The organism is Streptomyces sp. NPDC025651, from assembly GCF_055558735.1.
This window is the reverse complement of sequence record NZ_JBVHLZ010000002.1, coordinates 607,924-624,469: the sequence shown is the minus strand read 5'-3', so window position 1 is coordinate 624,469 and position 16,546 is coordinate 607,924. Positions and strand designations below refer to the sequence as shown.

The window sequence follows — 16,546 nt, the reverse complement described above, 5'->3', positions numbered from 1 at the left end:
CCGGGCCGGGAGTCAGCTCTCCGGCTCCATGTCGTCCTCCTCGAAGACCAGCAACGTACGCGTGCTGAGCACTTCGGGGATGGACTGCAGCCGGGTGAGCACCAGTTCGCGCAGAGCGCGGTTGTCCGGCGTGTGCACCAGGAGCAGTACGTCGAAGTCGCCGCTGACCAGCGCGATGTGTGACGCACCGGGAAGTGCGCGCAGGTGCTCGCGCACCGTACGCCAGGTGTTCTGAACGATCTTGAGCGTGATGTACGCGGACGCGCCCTGCCCGGCGCGCTCGTGGTTGATCCGCGCCCCGAAGCCCCGGATGACGCCGTCGTCGATCAGGCGGTTGATGCGCGCGTACGCGTTGGCCCGCGACACATGGACGCGTTCGGCCACGGAGCGTATCGACGCGCGACCGTCCGTGTGCAGGATCTGCAGGATGTCGCGGTCGATGGCGTCCAGGGGCCTGGGCTCGGGGCGGGGTTCGGGGCGGGTCTCCGGCCGGGGTTCCGGACGGTCGCTGTCGTTCCGGTCGGCCATTCGTTCAGATGCCATGTCCCCCCGCCTCCCTACCATGGACGTACTGCATCCATCCCAGGCTGTGCAGAACCGTTTGTCCACAGCCTGGAGGTGCCTGTAGCCAAAATGTGCCGACGACCGAACAATCGGTTGGTGAGGCGCATCACATCGCCGCGCCTCTTTTGCAGCTCCCACGAGGAGACCGCTTCCCCCCCCAGGAGGTGCCGTCATGACGGTCATGGAGCAGCGGGGCGCCTACCGGCCCTCCCCGCCCCCCGCTTGGCAGCCCAGGATCGGCCCCGCGCCGCTCCTGCCGGACGCGGAGCCCTACCGCGTCCTTGGCACCGAGGCCGCTCAGAAGGCCGATCCGGGGCTGCTCCGCCGCCTGTACGCGGAGCTGGTGCGCGGTCGCCGCTACAACACCCAGGCGACCGCGCTGACCAAGCAGGGCAGGCTCGCGGTCTACCCGTCCAGCACCGGGCAGGAGGCGTGCGAGATCGCCGCCGCCCTCGCCCTGGAGGAGCGGGACTGGCTCTTTCCCAGCTACCGGGACACGCTCGCCGTGGTCGCCCGCGGTCTCGACCCCGTGAGCGCGCTGACGCTGCTGCGCGGCGACTGGCACACCGGGTACGACCCGCGTGAGTACCGCACGGCGCCCCTGTGCACCCCCCTCGCGACCCAACTCCCGCACGCCGTGGGCCTCGCACACGCCGCCCGGCTCAAGGGCGACGACGTGGTCGCGCTCGCCATGGTCGGCGACGGCGGCACCAGCGAGGGCGACTTCCACGAGGCGCTGAACTTCGCCGCCGTGTGGCAGGCCCCCGTGGTCTTCCTCGTGCAGAACAACGGCTTCGCGATCTCCGTGCCGCTCGCCAAGCAGACGGCCGCCCCGTCCCTGGCCCACAAGGCCGTCGGGTACGGCATGCCGGGGCGCCTGGTGGACGGCAACGACGCGGTCGCGATGCACGAGGTCCTCGGCGAAGCGGTCTCCCGCGCGCGGGAGGGCGGCGGCCCGACCCTCGTCGAGGCCCTCACGTACCGCATGGAAGCCCACACGAACGCCGACGACGCCACCCGCTACCGCCGCGACGCCGAGGTGGAGGCCTGGCGCGGCCACGACCCGATCCTGCTCCTGGAGCGGGAGTTGACGGAGCGCGGACTCCTGGACGACGACATCAGGCGGCGGGCGACCGACGACGCCGAGGCCATGGCGGCCGACCTGCGCGAGCGCATGAACCAGGACCCGCTGCTCGACCCCATGGATCTCTTCACGCACGTGTACGCCGAGCAGACCTCCCAACTGCGGGAGCAGGCGGCGCAGTTGCGGGCCGAGCTGGAAGTGGCCTCGGAAGAGGCGGAGGAGGAAGCGCGATGACCACGGTCGCGGCGAAGCCGGTCACCAAGCCGGCCAGCATGGCGCAGGCGCTCGGGCGAGCGCTGCGCGACTCCATGGCCGAGGACCCCTCCGTGCACGTCCTCGGTGAGGACGTCGGCGCGCTCGGTGGTGTCTTCCGGGTCACCGACGGACTCGCCGAGGAGTTCGGCGAGGACCGCTGCACGGACACACCGCTGGCCGAGGCGGGCATCCTCGGCACGGCGGTGGGCATGGCGATGTACGGCCTGCGGCCCGTCGTCGAGATGCAGTTCGACGCCTTCGCCTACCCCGCCTTTGAGCAGCTGATCTCGCACGTGGCGCGGATGCGGAACCGCACCAGGGGCGCGATGCCGCTGCCCCTCACCGTCCGCGTGCCCTACGGCGGCGGGATCGGCGGCGTCGAGCACCACAGCGACTCCTCCGAGGCGTACTACATGGCGACCCCGGGGCTCCATGTCGTCACGCCCGCCACCGTCGCCGACGCCTACGGCCTGCTGCGGGCGTCCATCGCCTCCGACGACCCGGTCGTCTTCCTGGAGCCGAAGAGGCTGTACTGGTCCAAGGCCGACTGGAACCCGGACGCTCCGGCGACCGTTGAACCGATAGGCCGCGCCGTGGTGCGGCGCGCGGGGCGCAGCGCCACCCTCATCACGTACGGCCCGTCCGTGCCCGTCTGCCTGGAGGCCGCCGAGGCCGCCCGCGCGGAGGGCTGGGACCTCGAAGTGGTCGACCTGCGCTCGCTGGTGCCCTTCGACGACGAGACGGTCGCGGCGTCGGTGCGGCGGACGGGACGCGCGGTCGTCGTGCACGAGTCGGGCGGCTTCGGCGGCCCCGGCGGAGAGATCGCCGCGCGGGTCACCGAGCGGTGCTTCCACCACCTGGAGGCGCCGGTGCTGCGGGTCGCGGGCTTCGACATCCCGTATCCGCCGCCGATGCTGGAGAAGCACCATCTGCCGGGCGTGGACCGGATTCTGGACGCGGTCGCGCGGCTGCAGTGGGAGGCGGAGAGCTGATGGCCCAGGTCCTCGAATTCAAACTGCCCGACCTCGGGGAAGGGCTGACGGAGGCCGAGATCGTCCGCTGGCTCGTCGAGGTCGGTGACGTGGTCGCGGTGGACCAGCCGGTCGTCGAGGTCGAGACGGCCAAGGCGATGGTCGAGGTGCCGTGTCCCTACGGAGGCGTGGTGACGGCCCGCTACGGCGGGGAGGGCGAGGAACTGCCCGTGGGCGCGCCGCTGTTGACGGTCGCCGTGGGTGCCGCCGAGGAGACGGCCGGGGCCCGGGCCCCGGAGGAGCCCGCCGAGCGTGCCCTGCAGTCGGCCGCCGAGGAGTCCTCCGGCAACGTCCTGGTCGGGTACGGAACGGCGGCGGCGCCCGCGCGCCGCAGGAGGGTACGACCCACCAGCCCCACCAGCCCTACCGGCCCCACCAGCCCCGTTCAGAGGGAAGAGCCTCCGCGAGAGGAGCCTCCGCAGGAGCCGTCCGCGCGCGCGGACGGCCCGGTTCCGGTGATCTCCCCCCTCGTACGGAAGCTGGCGCGCGAGAACGGCGTCGACCTGCGGGGTCTCACGGGCTCGGGCCCGGACGGGCTGATCACGCGCGCGGACGTCGAGTCCGCCGTCGCGGCGGGCCGGGCGGGCGCGCGGGCCACGGAGCGCACCCGCGCGATCAAGGAGGCCGCCCGCGAGGACGACGAGCTGATCCGCGCGGGACGGGCCGAGGCGCGCCGCCAGGTGGCGGCCGGACAGGAGCCCACACGCGCGGGCATCGAGTCCCGGCACCCGCTGACCGGCATCAGGGGCCTGGTCGCGGACAAGATGTCCCGCAGCCGTCGCGAGATACCGGAGGCCACCTGCTGGGTCGACGCCGACGCGACCGAACTGCTCGCGGCCCGCAGGGCCATGAACGCGGCGATGAGCGAGCGCGACGGCCACAAGGTGTCGCTGCTCGCGCTGTTCGCCCGCATCAGCGTGGCCGCGCTGCAGCGCTTCCCGATGCTCAACTCCAGCGTGGACATGGAGGCGCGCGAGGTACGCCGGTTCGCCGACATCCACCTCGGCTTCGCGGCGCAGACCGACCGCGGCCTGGTCGTGCCGGTGGTGCGGCACTCCCAGTCGCGTACGACCGCGTCGATCAACGCCGAGCTGATCCGGCTCACGGAGGAGGCGCGGGCCGGGACGCTCACGCCCGGGGAACTCACCGGAGGGACCTTCACGCTCAACAATTACGGGGTGTTCGGGGTCGACGGCTCGACGCCGATCATCAACCACCCCGAGGCGGCCATGCTCGGCGTCGGGCGGATCATCCCCAAGCCGTGGGTCCACGAAGGGGAGTTGGCGGTGCGGCACGTGGTCCAGCTGTCGCTCACCTTCGACCACCGGGTGTGCGACGGCGGCACGGCGGGTGGCTTCCTGCGCTACGTGGCCGACTGCGTGGAGCAGCCGGCGGTGCTGCTGCGGTCGGTGTGAGTCACCAGATGCGGTCGGTGTGAGCCGCCCGACGTGACGTAAGTCCCTTGCCCGAAGGGCCCTTCGCGGGGGTGGCAATGATCCTCCGTATGCCCATACTCGGGGGATGACCGCGAACGAAGGTGGCCGGTACGACGCCGTCGTGCTCGCCGGGGGAGGCGCCGCACGGCTCGGCGGCGCCGACAAACCCGGGGTGCGCGTGGGCGGCCGTGCGCTGATCGACCGGGTCCTCGCGGCGTGCGCGGACGCCGGGACCACGGTCGTCGTCGCCGCCCCGAGGCCGACCGCGCGGCCCGTGGTGTGGGCCCGCGAGGAACCCGCGGGCGGCGGGCCGCTCGCCGCGCTCGACGCCGGGCTGCGGCGCACGCGCGCCGAACTGGTGGTGGTGCTCTCCGCCGATCTGCCCTTCCTGGGCGCGCGGACCGTACGCCGTCTGCTCACCGCCCTGCGCGAGAGCGGCGCGGACGGGACGGTCCTCACCGACCCCGACGGCCGCGACCAGCCCCTGGTCGCGGCCTATCGGAGCGCGTCGCTCCGTCGGGAGCTCGCGTCGCTGCCCGGCACCGGCCTGGACGCGGCAGGACGCGCCGGGGCGGAGGGCCGTGGGCTCACCGGGCTTCCGCTGCGGCTGCTCACCACGCGGCTCGACCTCACCAGGGTCGCCGACCCCCTCGCGGCCTTCGACTGCGACACCTGGGACGACATCGCCGCCGCTCGGGCGCGGATCAGGGAGCATGGGCACGTGTTGGATGAATGGATTTCCGCAGTCAAGGACGAGCTGGGCATCGAACTCGACGTCGATACCGGCACCCTCCTCGACCTCGCCCGTGACGCCGCGCACGGCGTGGCCAGGCCCGCGGCGCCGCTGACCACGTTCCTCGTCGGGTACGCGGCCGCGCAGGCCGCGGCCCGGGGCGGGGAGGCGGACGGGGCCGAGGCGGTGGCGGAGGCGGCGCGCAAGGCCGCGGCGCTCGCGGCCCGCTGGGCGGACGAGGACCAACAGGACGCCAAGGTGACCCAGGACGCCAAGGTGTCCCAGGACGCCAAGGTGTCCCAGGACCCCAAGGTGTCCCAGGAAGCCGAGGCGGCCCAGGACCCGAAGCCGACCGCGGGGCCCGACGCCGCCGCCCGGGCCGAGCCGGACGCAGGATGACCGGGCAGCCCGCGCCGGAGGCCGAGATCGACGAGGCGCTCGCCCTGGTGAACGACCCCCGCGACAGGCGCGGTACCGGCCCTCGCCCGGCAGCGGTCTCGCCACAGGGACCGACATCGACGCCGACCAAGGCCACGGCCACCGCCACGACCGAGGCCACGGCCACCGCCACGACCTCCACTCCGTACGGCGCCTCGACCTCGCCCCCGAGCGGCTCCGCGCTGGTGAACGGAGCCGAGCCTCCGAACAGCGCCGTGCCTCCGAACAGCGCCACGCCCCCGTCCACCCCGCAGCCAGGGCAGGAGCACGCCATCGCCGCAGGCGAGGACAGGCACCGCGACATCACCTCCTGGCCCGCCGCCCGCGCCCGCGCGGCACAGGCCGCTCCCGGGCCCGGTGCCGAGCCCGCCCCCGTCCCCCTGGAGCGGGCCCTCGGCCTGATCCTGGCGGCCCCCCTCACCGCCCTCACCGACCTGCCGTCCTTCGACACCTCGGCGATGGACGGCTGGGTCGTCGCGGGTCCGGGTCCCTGGGACGTACGCGCCGACGGGATCCTCGCCGGGCACGCCCGTCCGGACGCGCTCATCGACGGGGAGGCCGTGCGCATCGCCACGGGCGCCCGCATCCCGCACGACGCCACCGCCGTCCTGCGCAGCGAGCACGGCCGCATCGACGACAAGGGCAGGCTGCACGCCCTGCGCGAGATGGTGACCGGCCAGGACATCCGCCCGCGCGGCCAGGAGTGCCGCTCCGGCGACCGCCTGCTGCCGCCCGGCGCGGTGGTGACGCCCGCCGTGCTCGGCCTCGCCGCGGCCGCCGGGTACGACACGCTGTCCGCGATCCGCAGGCCCCGTGCCGAAGTCCTCGTCCTGGGCGACGAGTTGCTGACCGAGGGACTTCCCCGCGAGGGCCTCATCCGTGACGCGCTCGGCCCGATGCTGCCGCCCTGGCTGCGCGCGCTCGGCGCCGAGGTCACCGGTGTCCGGCGCCTGGGCGACGACGCCGAGGCCCTCCACGGGGCGATCACGGCGTCCACCGCCGACCTGATCGTCACGACGGGCGGCACGGCCTCGGGGCCGGTCGACCACGTCCACCCCGCCCTGCGCCGCCTCGGCGCCGAGCTGCTCGTGGACGGTGTCGCGGTGCGCCCCGGGCACCCCATGCTGCTGGCCCGCATCCGGCCCGGACAGCACCTGGTCGGCCTGCCCGGCAATCCGCTGGCGGCCGTCTCCGGCCTCCTCACGCTGGCCGAGCCCCTGCTGCGTACGCTCTCCGGCCGCCGCGCCGCGTCGACGTACACGGCGGCCGTACGGGACGACGTGCACGGCCATCCGTACGACACCCGCCTCGTGCCCGTCACGCTGCGCGGTGACGACGCGGTGCCGCTGCGCTTCAACGGCCCGGCGATGCTGCGCGGCATCGCGGCGGCCGACGGCCTCGCGGTGGTGCCGCCGGGCGGCGCACGGCAGGGCCAGGAGCTGGAGATCCTCGATCTCCCATGGGCCCTGTCGGACGGCGGGGAGTGTTTCACGTGAAACTTCCCGGCCACGACGCCATCGCCCGCCAGCCCGACGAGCACCACACGACGCACCGGATCAAGCTGCCCCAGCGCGAGGTCGTCCGCCCGCTGCGGCAGGTCACCCGCCGGCTGCTGATGGCCCTGCTGGTGCTCGCCCTGACGACCTGCATCGTGTGGCTCGACCGCGAGGGCTACAACGACAACTCCGACAAGCACGTCGACTTCCTCGACGCCGCGTACTACGCGACGGTGACGCTCTCCACCACCGGATACGGCGACATCGTCCCGTACAGCGACAGCGCGCGGCTCACCAACATCCTGCTGATCACGCCGCTGCGCGTGCTCTTCCTGATCATCCTGGTCGGCACCACCCTCGAAGTGCTCACGGAACGGACGCGCGAGGAATGGCGTCTGTCCCGCTGGAGGTCCAACTTGCGTGAACACACTGTCGTCGTCGGCTTCGGCACCAAGGGCCGTTCGGCGATCCAGACGGTCTGCGCGACCGGCCTGAAGCCGGAGCAGATCGTGGTGGTCGACCCGAGCGCGAAGGTCGTCGACGCGGCCACCGCGGAGGGGTTCGCGGGTGTCATCGGCGACGCGACGCGCAGCGATGTGCTGCTCCGCGCCGAGGTGCAGCGGGCCCGCCAGATCATCATCGCCACACAGCGCGACGACACCGCCGTCCTGGTCGCCCTCACCGCGCGCCAGCTGAACCGCGGGGCGAAGATCGTGGCCGCGGTGCGCGAGGAGGAGAACGCGCCGCTGCTGCGGCAGTCCGGTGCCGACGCCGTGATCACCAGCGCCAGTGCGGCGGGCCGGCTGCTCGGTCTCTCCGTGCTCAGCCCGAGCGCGGGCATGGTCATGGAGGACCTGATCCAGCAGGGCAGCGGGCTCGACCTCGTCGAACGGCCGGTCATAAAGGCCGAGGTGGGGCGGGGCGTACGCGAGACGGACGACCTCGTCGTGAGCGTCGTACGAGGACATCGGGTGCTCGGGTACGACGATCCGGCCGTCGGGAAGCTGGAGCTGACGGACCGGCTGATCACGATCGTGCGGGCCTCGCCCAGGACGGCGGTCACCCCGGACACGAAGCCGCTGCCGCCGAACTGACGGGGCCGGGCGGGGCCGAACCCACGCGAGTAGCCTCGGCCGCATGTATGCGATCACGATCCCCGAACCCGGCGGCCCCGAAGCGCTCGTGTGGGCCGAGGTCCCCGATCCCGTGCCCGGCGAGGGCGAGGTGCTCGTCGAGGTGGCGGCCGGCGCCGTGAACCGCGCCGATCTGCTGCAGCGACAGGGCTTCTACAACCCGCCGCCCGGCGCGTCCCCGTACCCCGGCCTGGAGTGCTCGGGCCGGATCACCGCGCTCGGACCCGGCGTCTCCGGCTGGGCGGTCGGCGACGAGGTGTGCGCGCTGCTCTCCGGCGGCGGGTACGCGGAGCAGGTCGCCGTGCCGGTCGGCCAGCTGCTTCCGGTGCCGGAGGGCGTCGACCTCGTGACGGCGGCCGCGCTGCCCGAGGTGACCTCGACGGTCTGGTCCAACGTCTTCATGATTTCCCACCTCCGCCCCGGCGAGACGCTGCTCGTGCACGGCGGATCGAGCGGCATCGGCACCATGGCGATCCAGCTCGCGAAGGCCGTCGGCGCGAAGGTCGCCGTCACGGCGGGCAGCAAGGAGAAGCTGGCGTTCTGCGGGGAGCTGGGGGCAGACGTACTCGTCAACTACCGCGAGCAGGACTTCGTCGAGGAGATCGAGCGGGCCACGGACGGGGCGGGCGCGGACGTCATCCTCGACAACATGGGCGCGAAGTACCTGGAGCGGAACGTGCGGGCGCTCGCGGTCAACGGTCGGCTCGCGATCATCGGTATGCAGGGTGGCGTCAAGGGTGAGCTGAACATCGCCACGCTGCTGAACAAGCGGGCCGCCGTCACGGCGACCTCGCTGCGCGGCCGCCCTGCCGCGGAGAAGGCGGCGATCGTGGCCGCGGTGCGGGAGCATGTCTGGCCGTTGATCGGGGCGGGGCATGTGCGGGCGGTCGTGGACCGGACCGTTCCCATGCCGGACGCCGCGGCGGCTCATCGGGTTCTTGAGGCCAGTAGTCACATGGGCAAGGTGTTGTTGGCGCTGTAGGGCGGTGCCGAAGGGCGGGCCGGGTGGGTTTCTCGTCTGCGGGTGCCTTGTGGCTTGTCGCGCCGTCCCCCCGCGCCCTTCTCGGGGCATGTCTCGGCCGGGGGCGTATCACTGAGGCCCCTACACCACCAAGATGCCGGAAATGCACCTTTATGTGACGCTTGTCACCGGTGTGGCGATCATTCTGATCTTGGTGTCCCGGTAGCGGGAGGGGGCCAGTGCGGTGACTGTTTCGCGGTCGAGTCGGCTGGTCCTCGTGGTGGCCGCCCTGCTCGCGGTCCTCGCGGCCGTCGTGCCCGACCTCGTCTCGTACGCGGCCGAATCGGCCCCCAGGGGTCCCGTGACCACCGTCGACGAGACGTCCCGCGCCGGGAGCCGTCCCGGTGTGGGACGTGAGCGGCCGGGGCGGGCCGAGCCCCTGCTTCCGCCGCTGCCGCCGTCCACCCCGTCCCCGAAGCCGCCTCCGGAGCCACCGCCTGCGCCGGTGTCCGAGCCGACCCCCGTCGCGCACCAGGACGCCGCGCCCGAGGGGCCCGTGCTGCCCGTCCCCCGCGTCCTGCCGCTCGGCGGCGGTCTCGTCCTCATCGGGCTCGGCCTCGGCTTCCTCGGTCTGCGGCTGCGCCGCGGCTGAGGGTGGATCACTCCCGTATGGGGGCACCACCGATGTGTGATGTACGGGTGCGAGAGAATGGCGGCATGGAGATGCCGAGGAACGAACGGTCGCCGGAGAGCCCCCAGGTCCTGGTCGTGGGCCAGGACGGAATGGCTCTCGGTGGCGGCGGAGACGACGAATCCCGCGAGGTCCCGGTGACGGAGATGGTCGAACAGCCGGCCAAGGTCATGCGTATCGGCAGCATGATCAAGCAGCTGCTCGAGGAGGTGCGGGCGGCTCCTCTCGACGAGGCGAGCCGGGTCCGCCTCAAGGAGATCCACGCCAGCTCGGTCAAGGAGCTCGAGGACGGTCTGGCCCCCGAGCTCGTCGAGGAGCTGGAGCGGCTCTCCCTGCCCTTCACGGACGACACGACGCCGAGCGACGCGGAACTGCGCATCGCGCAGGCACAGCTGGTCGGCTGGCTGGAGGGCCTCTTCCACGGGATCCAGACCACGCTGTTCGCGCAGCAGATGGCGGCGCGGGCCCAGCTGGAACAGATGCGACGGGCGCTGCCTCCCGGTGTGGGCGGCGGCGACGAGGAGGAAGAGGGCGGCATCGCGGGCCGCTCAGGAGGTCCGTACCTCTAGGACCCTCTGAGAACTTCCAGGCGCACGACGAGGGGCTCGGTACGCATCATGCGTACCGAGCCCCTCGTCGTGGTGCGTGGTGTGAAGCCTGCTCGGCCCTAGGCCGGGTTGCCCGAGGAGACGTCGAACTGGATGTCCATGTTCTTCGGGTCGACCTCCGTGCCCTCCTTCGGGGTCTGCCGCATGACGGTGTCCTCCCCGTAGGCGTTCTCGTCGATCTTGCGCTTGTCGTAGCTCCAGCCGGCCGCCTGGAGGCAGGACAGGACCGACTTCCAGTCCTTGAACGTGAAGTCGGGGACCTTGATCTTGTTCTCGTCGTTGTAGCCCGTCTCGGGCTCCGTGCACTTGTCGGTCTCGATCGTCATGTTGCGGTTGGGCCCCTTGTGCCCCGCGACCGGCTGCTTCGACTTGTCGCCGGAGCCTTCCTTGTCGCCGTCACCGCCGCCGTTGAGCGTGAGGGCGGTGATCAGGCCGCCGATGGCGATGAGGGCGACGACGATCGAGCCGACGACCACCGGCATGTTCTTCTTGCGGCCGCCCGAACCCGGGCCGCCCGCCGCGGTCGTCGCGGGCTGCGGCGAGAGCTGGTACGGCGGCGGGGTCTGCGCGCCCTGCTGCTGCGGTGCGTACGCGTTGGTGGGCGGCGGGGTCTGGTAGCCGCTCTGCTGCGGCGGGTAGCCGTAGCCCGGAGTGGGGGCGGGCGTCGGGGCCGGGGTCGCCGGGCCGTACGGACCCGGCTGGTACGGCGTCTGGACGTTGCCGCCCTGCGGCATCGACGTGTCGACCGGCGGGAAGACCGCCGAGCCGACCCCCGCGCCGCTCGCCGTCTGCGCGCCCGGCACGATGCTGGGCGGCGCGGCCTGGAAGGACTGGGCGACGCGCAGGCACTCGTCGCGCATGGCCTCGGCGGTCGGGAAACGCTCGTTCGGGTTCTTCTTGAGCGCGCGGGCGACGATCGCGTCGACGGCCGGCGGCAGGGAACGGTTGATCGAGGAGGGAGCGACCGGCTCCTCCTGGACGTGCGCGTACGCGATGGCGAGCGGCGAGTCCGCCTCGAAGGGCAGCCGCCCGGTGACCAGCTGGAAGAGCATGATGCCGACCGAGTACAGGTCGGAGCGCGCGTCGACGCCGCGGCCCAGGGCCTGCTCGGGCGAGAGGTACTGCGGGGTGCCGACGACCATGCCGGTCTGGGTCATGGAGGTGACCCCGGACTGCATGGCGCGGGCGATGCCGAAGTCCATGACCTTCACGACGTTGCGCTTGGTCATCATGACGTTGCCGGGCTTGATGTCGCGGTGGACCAGGCCCATCTCGTGGCTGATCTCCAGGGCCGCGAGCACGTCGGCGGTGATCTTCAGCGCCTGGTCGGTCGGCATCGCGCCGAACTGCGTGACGGAGGCGTCGAGCACGGAGCCGAGCGGCTTGCCCTCGACGTACTCCATGACGATGTACGGCATCGTCGCGCCGTCCAGCTCGTCCTCGCCGGTGTCGAAGACCGACACGATGTTCGTGTGCGTGAGCTTCGCCACCGACTGGGCCTCGCGGCGGAAGCGTTCGCGGAAGGACTGCTCACGGCCGAGTTCGGTGTGCAGGGTCTTGATGGCGACCTGTCGGTCGAGCACCGTGTCGTACGCGAGGTGGACCGACGCCATGCCGCCCTCGCCGAGCAGATCGCGCAGTTGGTAGCGGCCACCGGCCAGCGAACGCCCCGCGTACCGCCCCTGTGCGCCGTCCTGGCTGCTCATCTCGTGCGTCCCCCATCGGCGCGGTTGCCGGACGGCTCCGCGGCTGGTGATCGAATTACCCGCTATTCCAGGCCAAGTCTGCCCGAGGACGATGACGCGTCAAGCTCGGTGCCCGTTCCGTGACCGTACGCGCAAGAAGCGTCTCGGAAGCGTTACAAGTTTGCGCACGGGACCCGTCGAAGGCTTTGATGTGCGGTCCACGTCGAACCGGCGGGTGGCGTGAAGGCTGTAGCGTGGCCCGACGGAGTACCCCGTACCGCGACGTACTCAGTACCAAGTACCACGACCAGAAACGACGGCGAGGACTGATGGCACAGACGCAGCGCGCTCAGGGCCCGTCCGACCCCGAGGCGACTGGCGGCGGTATGTCAGACGCGCCTGAGATGTGGGGCAATGGCGGGCTTGTCGGAGACGGCCGATACCGGCTGACCCGCAGACTCGGCAGGGGCGGCATGGCCGAGGTGTTCGCGGCCGAGGACGTACGCCTGGGCCGCACGGTCGCGGTCAAGCTGCTCCGCTCCGACCTCGCCGAGGACCCGGTCTCCAAGGCCCGCTTCACGCGTGAGGCACAGTCGGTCGCCGGCCTGAACCACCACGCCGTGGTCGCGGTGTACGACTCCGGTGAAGACGTCGTCGGGCCGAACGTCGTCCCGTACATCGTCATGGAGATCGTCGAGGGCCGGACGATCCGCGATCTGCTGATCAACGCGGAGGCGCCGGGTCCCGAGCAGGCCCTCATCATCGTGTCGGGCGTTCTCGAAGCCCTGGCCTATTCGCACCAGCACGGCATCGTGCACCGCGACATCAAGCCCGCGAACGTGATCATCACCAACACCGGTGCGGTGAAGGTGATGGACTTCGGCATCGCGCGCGCCCTGCACGGCGCGCAGTCGACGATGACCCAGACCGGCATGGTCATGGGCACGCCGCAGTACCTCTCGCCCGAGCAGGCGCTCGGCAAGGCCGTCGACCACCGGTCCGACCTGTACGCGACCGGCTGTCTGCTCTACGAACTGCTCGCCCTGCGGCCCCCGTTCACCGGTGAGACGCCGCTCTCCGTGGTCTACCAGCACGTCCAGGACCAGGCCGTGCCGCCGTCCGAGGTCTCGGACGCGGCGCCGCCGGAGCTGGACGGGCTCGTCATGCGCTCCCTCGCCAAGGACCCGGACGACCGGTTCCAGACGGCCGAGGAGATGCGCGGCCTCGTCCAGTACGGGCTGCAGATGCTGCACGAGCAGGGCAGCCACACGGGGACCTGGAACACCGGGCCCGTGGAGATGCACGAGGGCGGCAACACCCCGGCGATGGGTGTCGCGGGTACGGCCGCCATGGCGCACCCCGACTCCGGGACCGCGCAGATCCCGAGCCCGATGCTGCGGCCGCCGGGCGGTGACGACGGCGGGTTCGACGGCGGTCACCACGGCGGCAAGGGCGGCCGCGGCAAGATGTGGATCTTCGTGGCGCTCGCGATCATCGCCATCGCGGTGGGCGTGACGTTCGCGCTGACGGCGGCGGACAAGAACGACAAGAAGGACCCGCCGAAGACCCCGGCGACCAAGCAGTCGCAGTCCAAGGAGCCGAGCAAGAGCCCGGACGACGAGACGCAGGACGAGACGTCGGACCCGGACACCGGGACGGGCGGGGAGACGGACTACAACCCGCCGCCGAGCCAGTCCGACGGGCCGACGAATCCGACGACCGGGCCGACGACGCCGACGGGGGACCCGACGACGGATCCGACGACGGATCCCACCACGCAGGAGCCGACCACGGATCCGACGACGGATCCGACGAACGAGCCCTCGGAGCCGACGGAGCCGACGGATGACGGCGAGGGCGACCCGGGCGGTGCCGGCGGGGACGGCGACGGGGTCTGACCCCGGCGGCCGGGCTCAGGCGGGGGCGGTGCGCCGCCCCGGGGCGGGGACGGTGTGTGGCCCCGGCGGGACGCTTGCCCACGGCCGAGGCCGCTTCCGGCTCACAGGATGTGCTGGAGCTGGCGGTCGTGGCCGGCCTTCAGGGTGTGGACCGTCGTGAACTGCGGCTCTATGCGCAGGTAGACCGGGTCGAAGAGTTCGCCGTCCACGTAGTGGGGGCCCGGGCCGAAGAGTTCGAGTTCCGCCGTGGTCGGCTCGACCGCCTCGCAGACGCCGACCAGCTGCACGGTCCACTGACCGTCCCGCGCGCTCGCCACGTTGAGGTTGTCCGCGCCGTACGCGACGACGCTGCCGACGCAGGCCTGGTGGTAGCCGTATCCCTTGTGCATGCGCAGCAGGATCTTCCCGTCGACGACGATATGACGGGCCGCGGCCAGGAAGGGCAGCGCGCGCATGCTCGTCGCCACCCTGCCGTAGTCGGTGCGGCGGAGCAGTTCGAAGGCGAGCTGTTCGTCGGTGGGCATGGACCCCACCTTGGTTCATGGACAGGGTGTCGGGAAAGGGGATCCCGCCCTCATCGGGCGGGGACGTAAGTCCCTGAGGACTAGACCACGAACACCGTCTTGCCGCGTGCCCCGCCCGCCCTGTTCCTGGCAATCGCGCGCGGGGCCTCGTCCAGGGGGACCTCCGCGTCGATCGGCGCCTTCAGGGAGCCCTTCGCGGCCTCGGCGGCGAGCAGGTCGAGGAGGTCGGACGAGGCGTCCAGAGCGAAGTCCACGGCCTCGATGCCGGCCGGTGCCTTCGCCGGGTCCGCGGCGAAGCGGGTGGAGAGCGCGACCCCGCCGTCGCGGACGAGCTGGGCGTGCGCGGCGAAGGCGTCCGGGTCCGCGGAGACGAGGTCGACCAGCGCGTCGACGCCCTGCGGGTACTCCCCGCGCACCGCCGCGGCCAGGTCCTCGGTCATCGTGTCGACGGTGACGGCGGCCCCCAGCGCGCCCATCCGCCTGCCCTCCTGGCCCCGTACCGCCGCGACGACGCGGACGTCACGGGCCGCGGCGAGCTGTGTGAGATACGTGCCCACACCGCCCGTGGCGCCGATGACCAGCAGGCTCTCGCACGCGCGGATCGCGGCGGCCCGCAGGATCTGCGCGGCGGTCATCCCGGCGGTGGGCAGCACGGCGGCGGTGATCAGGGAGAGGCCCTCGGGGACGGCGGCGACGGCGCCGTCCTGGGGGACGGTCACGTACTCGGCGTACGTGCCCGCGCCCACCGGCGGCCGCGTCACCTGCCCGAAGACGGCCTCGCCGACCCGGAAGCGGTCGGCACCCGCGCCGAGCGCGTCCACGGAGCCCGCGAAGTCCGAGCCCATGACCAGCGGAAAGACATGGGCGACCCGGCCTTCGAGGAGGCCGTCGGCGGCCTGCCAGTCGAAGGGGTTGAGCGAGGAGTACACGACCCTGACCCGCACCTCGCCGGGGCCTGGTTCGGGCTTGGGCACCTCGATCAGACGGGGCTCGGTCTTGAACGCGTCGACCGCGACGGCACGCATGAGGGAACGCCCTTCCGGTGGCCCCCCACCGCCCCCGCCCCCGCCGACGGGTACGTCAGTGCTTCTCCGCCTGCATGCGCGCCACGTACGCGGCGGCCTGCGAGCGGCGCTCCATGCCCAGCTTGGACAGCAGGCTGGAGACGTAGTTCTTGATCGTCTTCTCGGCGAGGTGGAGCCGCTCACCGATGACGCGGTTGGTCAGGCCCTCGCCGATCAGGTCGAGGATCTTCCGCTCCTGCTCGGTGAGGTTGGCCAGGCGGTCGTCGCCCTTGGCGTTGTTGCCGTCGCGCAGCCGCTCCAGGACCCGCGCCGTGGCGACGGGGTCGAGCAGGGACTTGCCCGCGGCCACGTCCCGTACGGCGGTGAGGAGTTCATTGCCGCGGATGGCCTTGAGGACATAGCCGGAGGCACCGGCCATGATCGCGTCGAAGAGGGCCTCGTCGTCGGCGAACGAGGTGAGCATCAGGCACTTGATGTCCTCGTTCTGCGAACGGATCTCGCGGCACACCTCGACACCGCTGCCGTCCGGCAGGCGCACGTCGAGCACGGCCACGTCGGGCCGGGTCGCGGGGATCCTGACCAGGGCGTCCGCCGCGGTGCCGGCCTCGCCGACGACCTCGATGTCGGCCTCCACGGACAGCAGCTCATGGACTCCACGCCGGACCACCTCATGGTCGTCGAGGAGAAATACCGTAATTTTTCCTTCTTCGCGCACGGAGCCAGTCTCACACACGATCTCTTTCCCTGCCCGGGCGGAACCCTTCCCGTGCGCGGGGTGGCCGGGATAACGTGCCGGTGTTCCGGCCCCCTGCCAGGCTGTGATCAGTGCTGTGACCAGGAACTGTTCCCGACTTTCTCGATTTACTCGGAAATCCAAGCAGTCAGGTACTTGGATTTCCAAGCAAATTCGCAGGTCAGGTGGGGTTTCACAGAATTGGGAAGCACTGGGTAACGTGCTTTGTGCAGGGAGCTCGCCGGGGCACC

Annotated in this window: 15 protein-coding genes; 10 read left to right on the top strand and 5 right to left on the bottom strand. The window is 71.9% G+C overall.

Features of this window, described 5'->3' with window-relative positions; translation table 11 throughout:
• Nucleotides 1-12 precede the first annotated feature (12 nt).
• Nucleotides 13-528, bottom strand: coding sequence for an Lrp/AsnC family transcriptional regulator (locus ACZ4D5_RS10825; protein WP_467772263.1), 516 nt, complete (start codon nt 526-528; stop codon nt 13-15).
• A gap of 208 nt (nt 529-736) precedes the next feature.
• On the opposite strand from ACZ4D5_RS10825, the gene pdhA reads away from it, so the two are divergent.
• The 9 genes from pdhA to ACZ4D5_RS10780 all read left to right on the top strand — a co-directional run bounded on the left by pdhA (nt 737) and on the right by ACZ4D5_RS10780 (nt 10,391).
• Nucleotides 737-1,882 carry a pyruvate dehydrogenase (acetyl-transferring) E1 component subunit alpha gene (gene pdhA, locus ACZ4D5_RS10820; protein WP_467772013.1) on the top strand — a complete coding sequence of 382 codons (1,146 nt, stop codon included), beginning with the start codon at nt 737-739 and terminating at the stop codon, nt 1,880-1,882.
• Complete coding sequence (locus ACZ4D5_RS10815; protein WP_467772012.1) at nt 1,879-2,895, top strand: alpha-ketoacid dehydrogenase subunit beta; 1,017 nt, start codon at nt 1,879-1,881, stop codon at nt 2,893-2,895. Before pdhA ends, ACZ4D5_RS10815 begins: the two co-directional genes overlap by 4 nt.
• Nucleotides 2,895-4,349: a dihydrolipoamide acetyltransferase family protein gene (locus tag ACZ4D5_RS10810; protein WP_467772011.1), complete on the top strand. Its 1,455-nt coding sequence runs from the start codon at nt 2,895-2,897 to the stop codon at nt 4,347-4,349. The genes ACZ4D5_RS10815 and ACZ4D5_RS10810 overlap by 1 nt, the downstream gene beginning before the upstream one ends.
• Before the next feature lie 106 nt (nt 4,350-4,455).
• Complete coding sequence (locus ACZ4D5_RS10805) at nt 4,456-5,502, top strand: NTP transferase domain-containing protein (RefSeq protein ID WP_467772010.1); 1,047 nt, start codon at nt 4,456-4,458, stop codon at nt 5,500-5,502.
• On the top strand, nt 5,499-7,037 hold the full coding sequence (locus ACZ4D5_RS10800; RefSeq protein WP_467772009.1) for a molybdopterin molybdotransferase MoeA: 1,539 nt from the start codon (nt 5,499-5,501) through the stop codon (nt 7,035-7,037). Before ACZ4D5_RS10805 ends, ACZ4D5_RS10800 begins: the two co-directional genes overlap by 4 nt.
• Nucleotides 7,025-8,131, top strand: a complete 1,107-nt coding sequence (locus ACZ4D5_RS10795; protein ID WP_467772008.1) for a potassium channel family protein — start codon at nt 7,025-7,027, stop codon at nt 8,129-8,131. The genes ACZ4D5_RS10800 and ACZ4D5_RS10795 overlap by 13 nt, the downstream gene beginning before the upstream one ends.
• A 43-nt stretch (nt 8,132-8,174) precedes the next feature.
• Nucleotides 8,175-9,152, top strand: coding sequence for an NAD(P)H-quinone oxidoreductase (locus tag ACZ4D5_RS10790; RefSeq protein WP_467772007.1), 978 nt, complete (start codon nt 8,175-8,177; stop codon nt 9,150-9,152).
• 223 nt (nt 9,153-9,375) lie between these two features.
• On the top strand, nt 9,376-9,783 hold the full coding sequence (locus tag ACZ4D5_RS10785; RefSeq protein WP_467772006.1) for a hypothetical protein: 408 nt from the start codon (nt 9,376-9,378) through the stop codon (nt 9,781-9,783).
• A gap of 65 nt (nt 9,784-9,848) precedes the next feature.
• Nucleotides 9,849-10,391: a bacterial proteasome activator family protein gene (locus tag ACZ4D5_RS10780; protein ID WP_467772005.1), complete on the top strand. Its 543-nt coding sequence runs from the start codon at nt 9,849-9,851 to the stop codon at nt 10,389-10,391.
• Between the two features lie 98 nt (nt 10,392-10,489).
• Here ACZ4D5_RS10780 and ACZ4D5_RS10775 read toward each other — a convergent pair whose 3' ends face one another.
• Complete coding sequence (locus tag ACZ4D5_RS10775; RefSeq protein ID WP_467772004.1) at nt 10,490-12,136, bottom strand: protein kinase domain-containing protein; 1,647 nt, start codon at nt 12,134-12,136, stop codon at nt 10,490-10,492.
• 308 nt (nt 12,137-12,444) lie between these two features.
• On the opposite strand from ACZ4D5_RS10775, the gene ACZ4D5_RS10770 reads away from it, so the two are divergent.
• Nucleotides 12,445-14,013, top strand: coding sequence for a protein kinase domain-containing protein (locus ACZ4D5_RS10770; protein ID WP_467772003.1), 1,569 nt, complete (start codon nt 12,445-12,447; stop codon nt 14,011-14,013).
• Nucleotides 14,014-14,114: 101 nt separating this feature from the next.
• On the opposite strand, the gene ACZ4D5_RS10765 is transcribed toward ACZ4D5_RS10770, so the two are convergent.
• From ACZ4D5_RS10765 to ACZ4D5_RS10755, 3 genes are all read right to left on the bottom strand, one after another.
• On the bottom strand, nt 14,115-14,537 hold the full coding sequence (locus tag ACZ4D5_RS10765) for a pyridoxamine 5'-phosphate oxidase family protein (protein ID WP_467772002.1): 423 nt from the start codon (nt 14,535-14,537) through the stop codon (nt 14,115-14,117).
• Between the two features lie 80 nt (nt 14,538-14,617).
• Nucleotides 14,618-15,562, bottom strand: coding sequence for an NADP-dependent oxidoreductase (locus tag ACZ4D5_RS10760; RefSeq protein ID WP_467772001.1), 945 nt, complete (start codon nt 15,560-15,562; stop codon nt 14,618-14,620).
• Between the two features lie 55 nt (nt 15,563-15,617).
• Nucleotides 15,618-16,277 (bottom strand): response regulator transcription factor, encoded by a 660-nt coding sequence (locus ACZ4D5_RS10755; RefSeq protein WP_362329303.1) that lies wholly within the window; start codon nt 16,275-16,277, stop codon nt 15,618-15,620.
• Nucleotides 16,278-16,546: the final 269 nt, after the last annotated feature.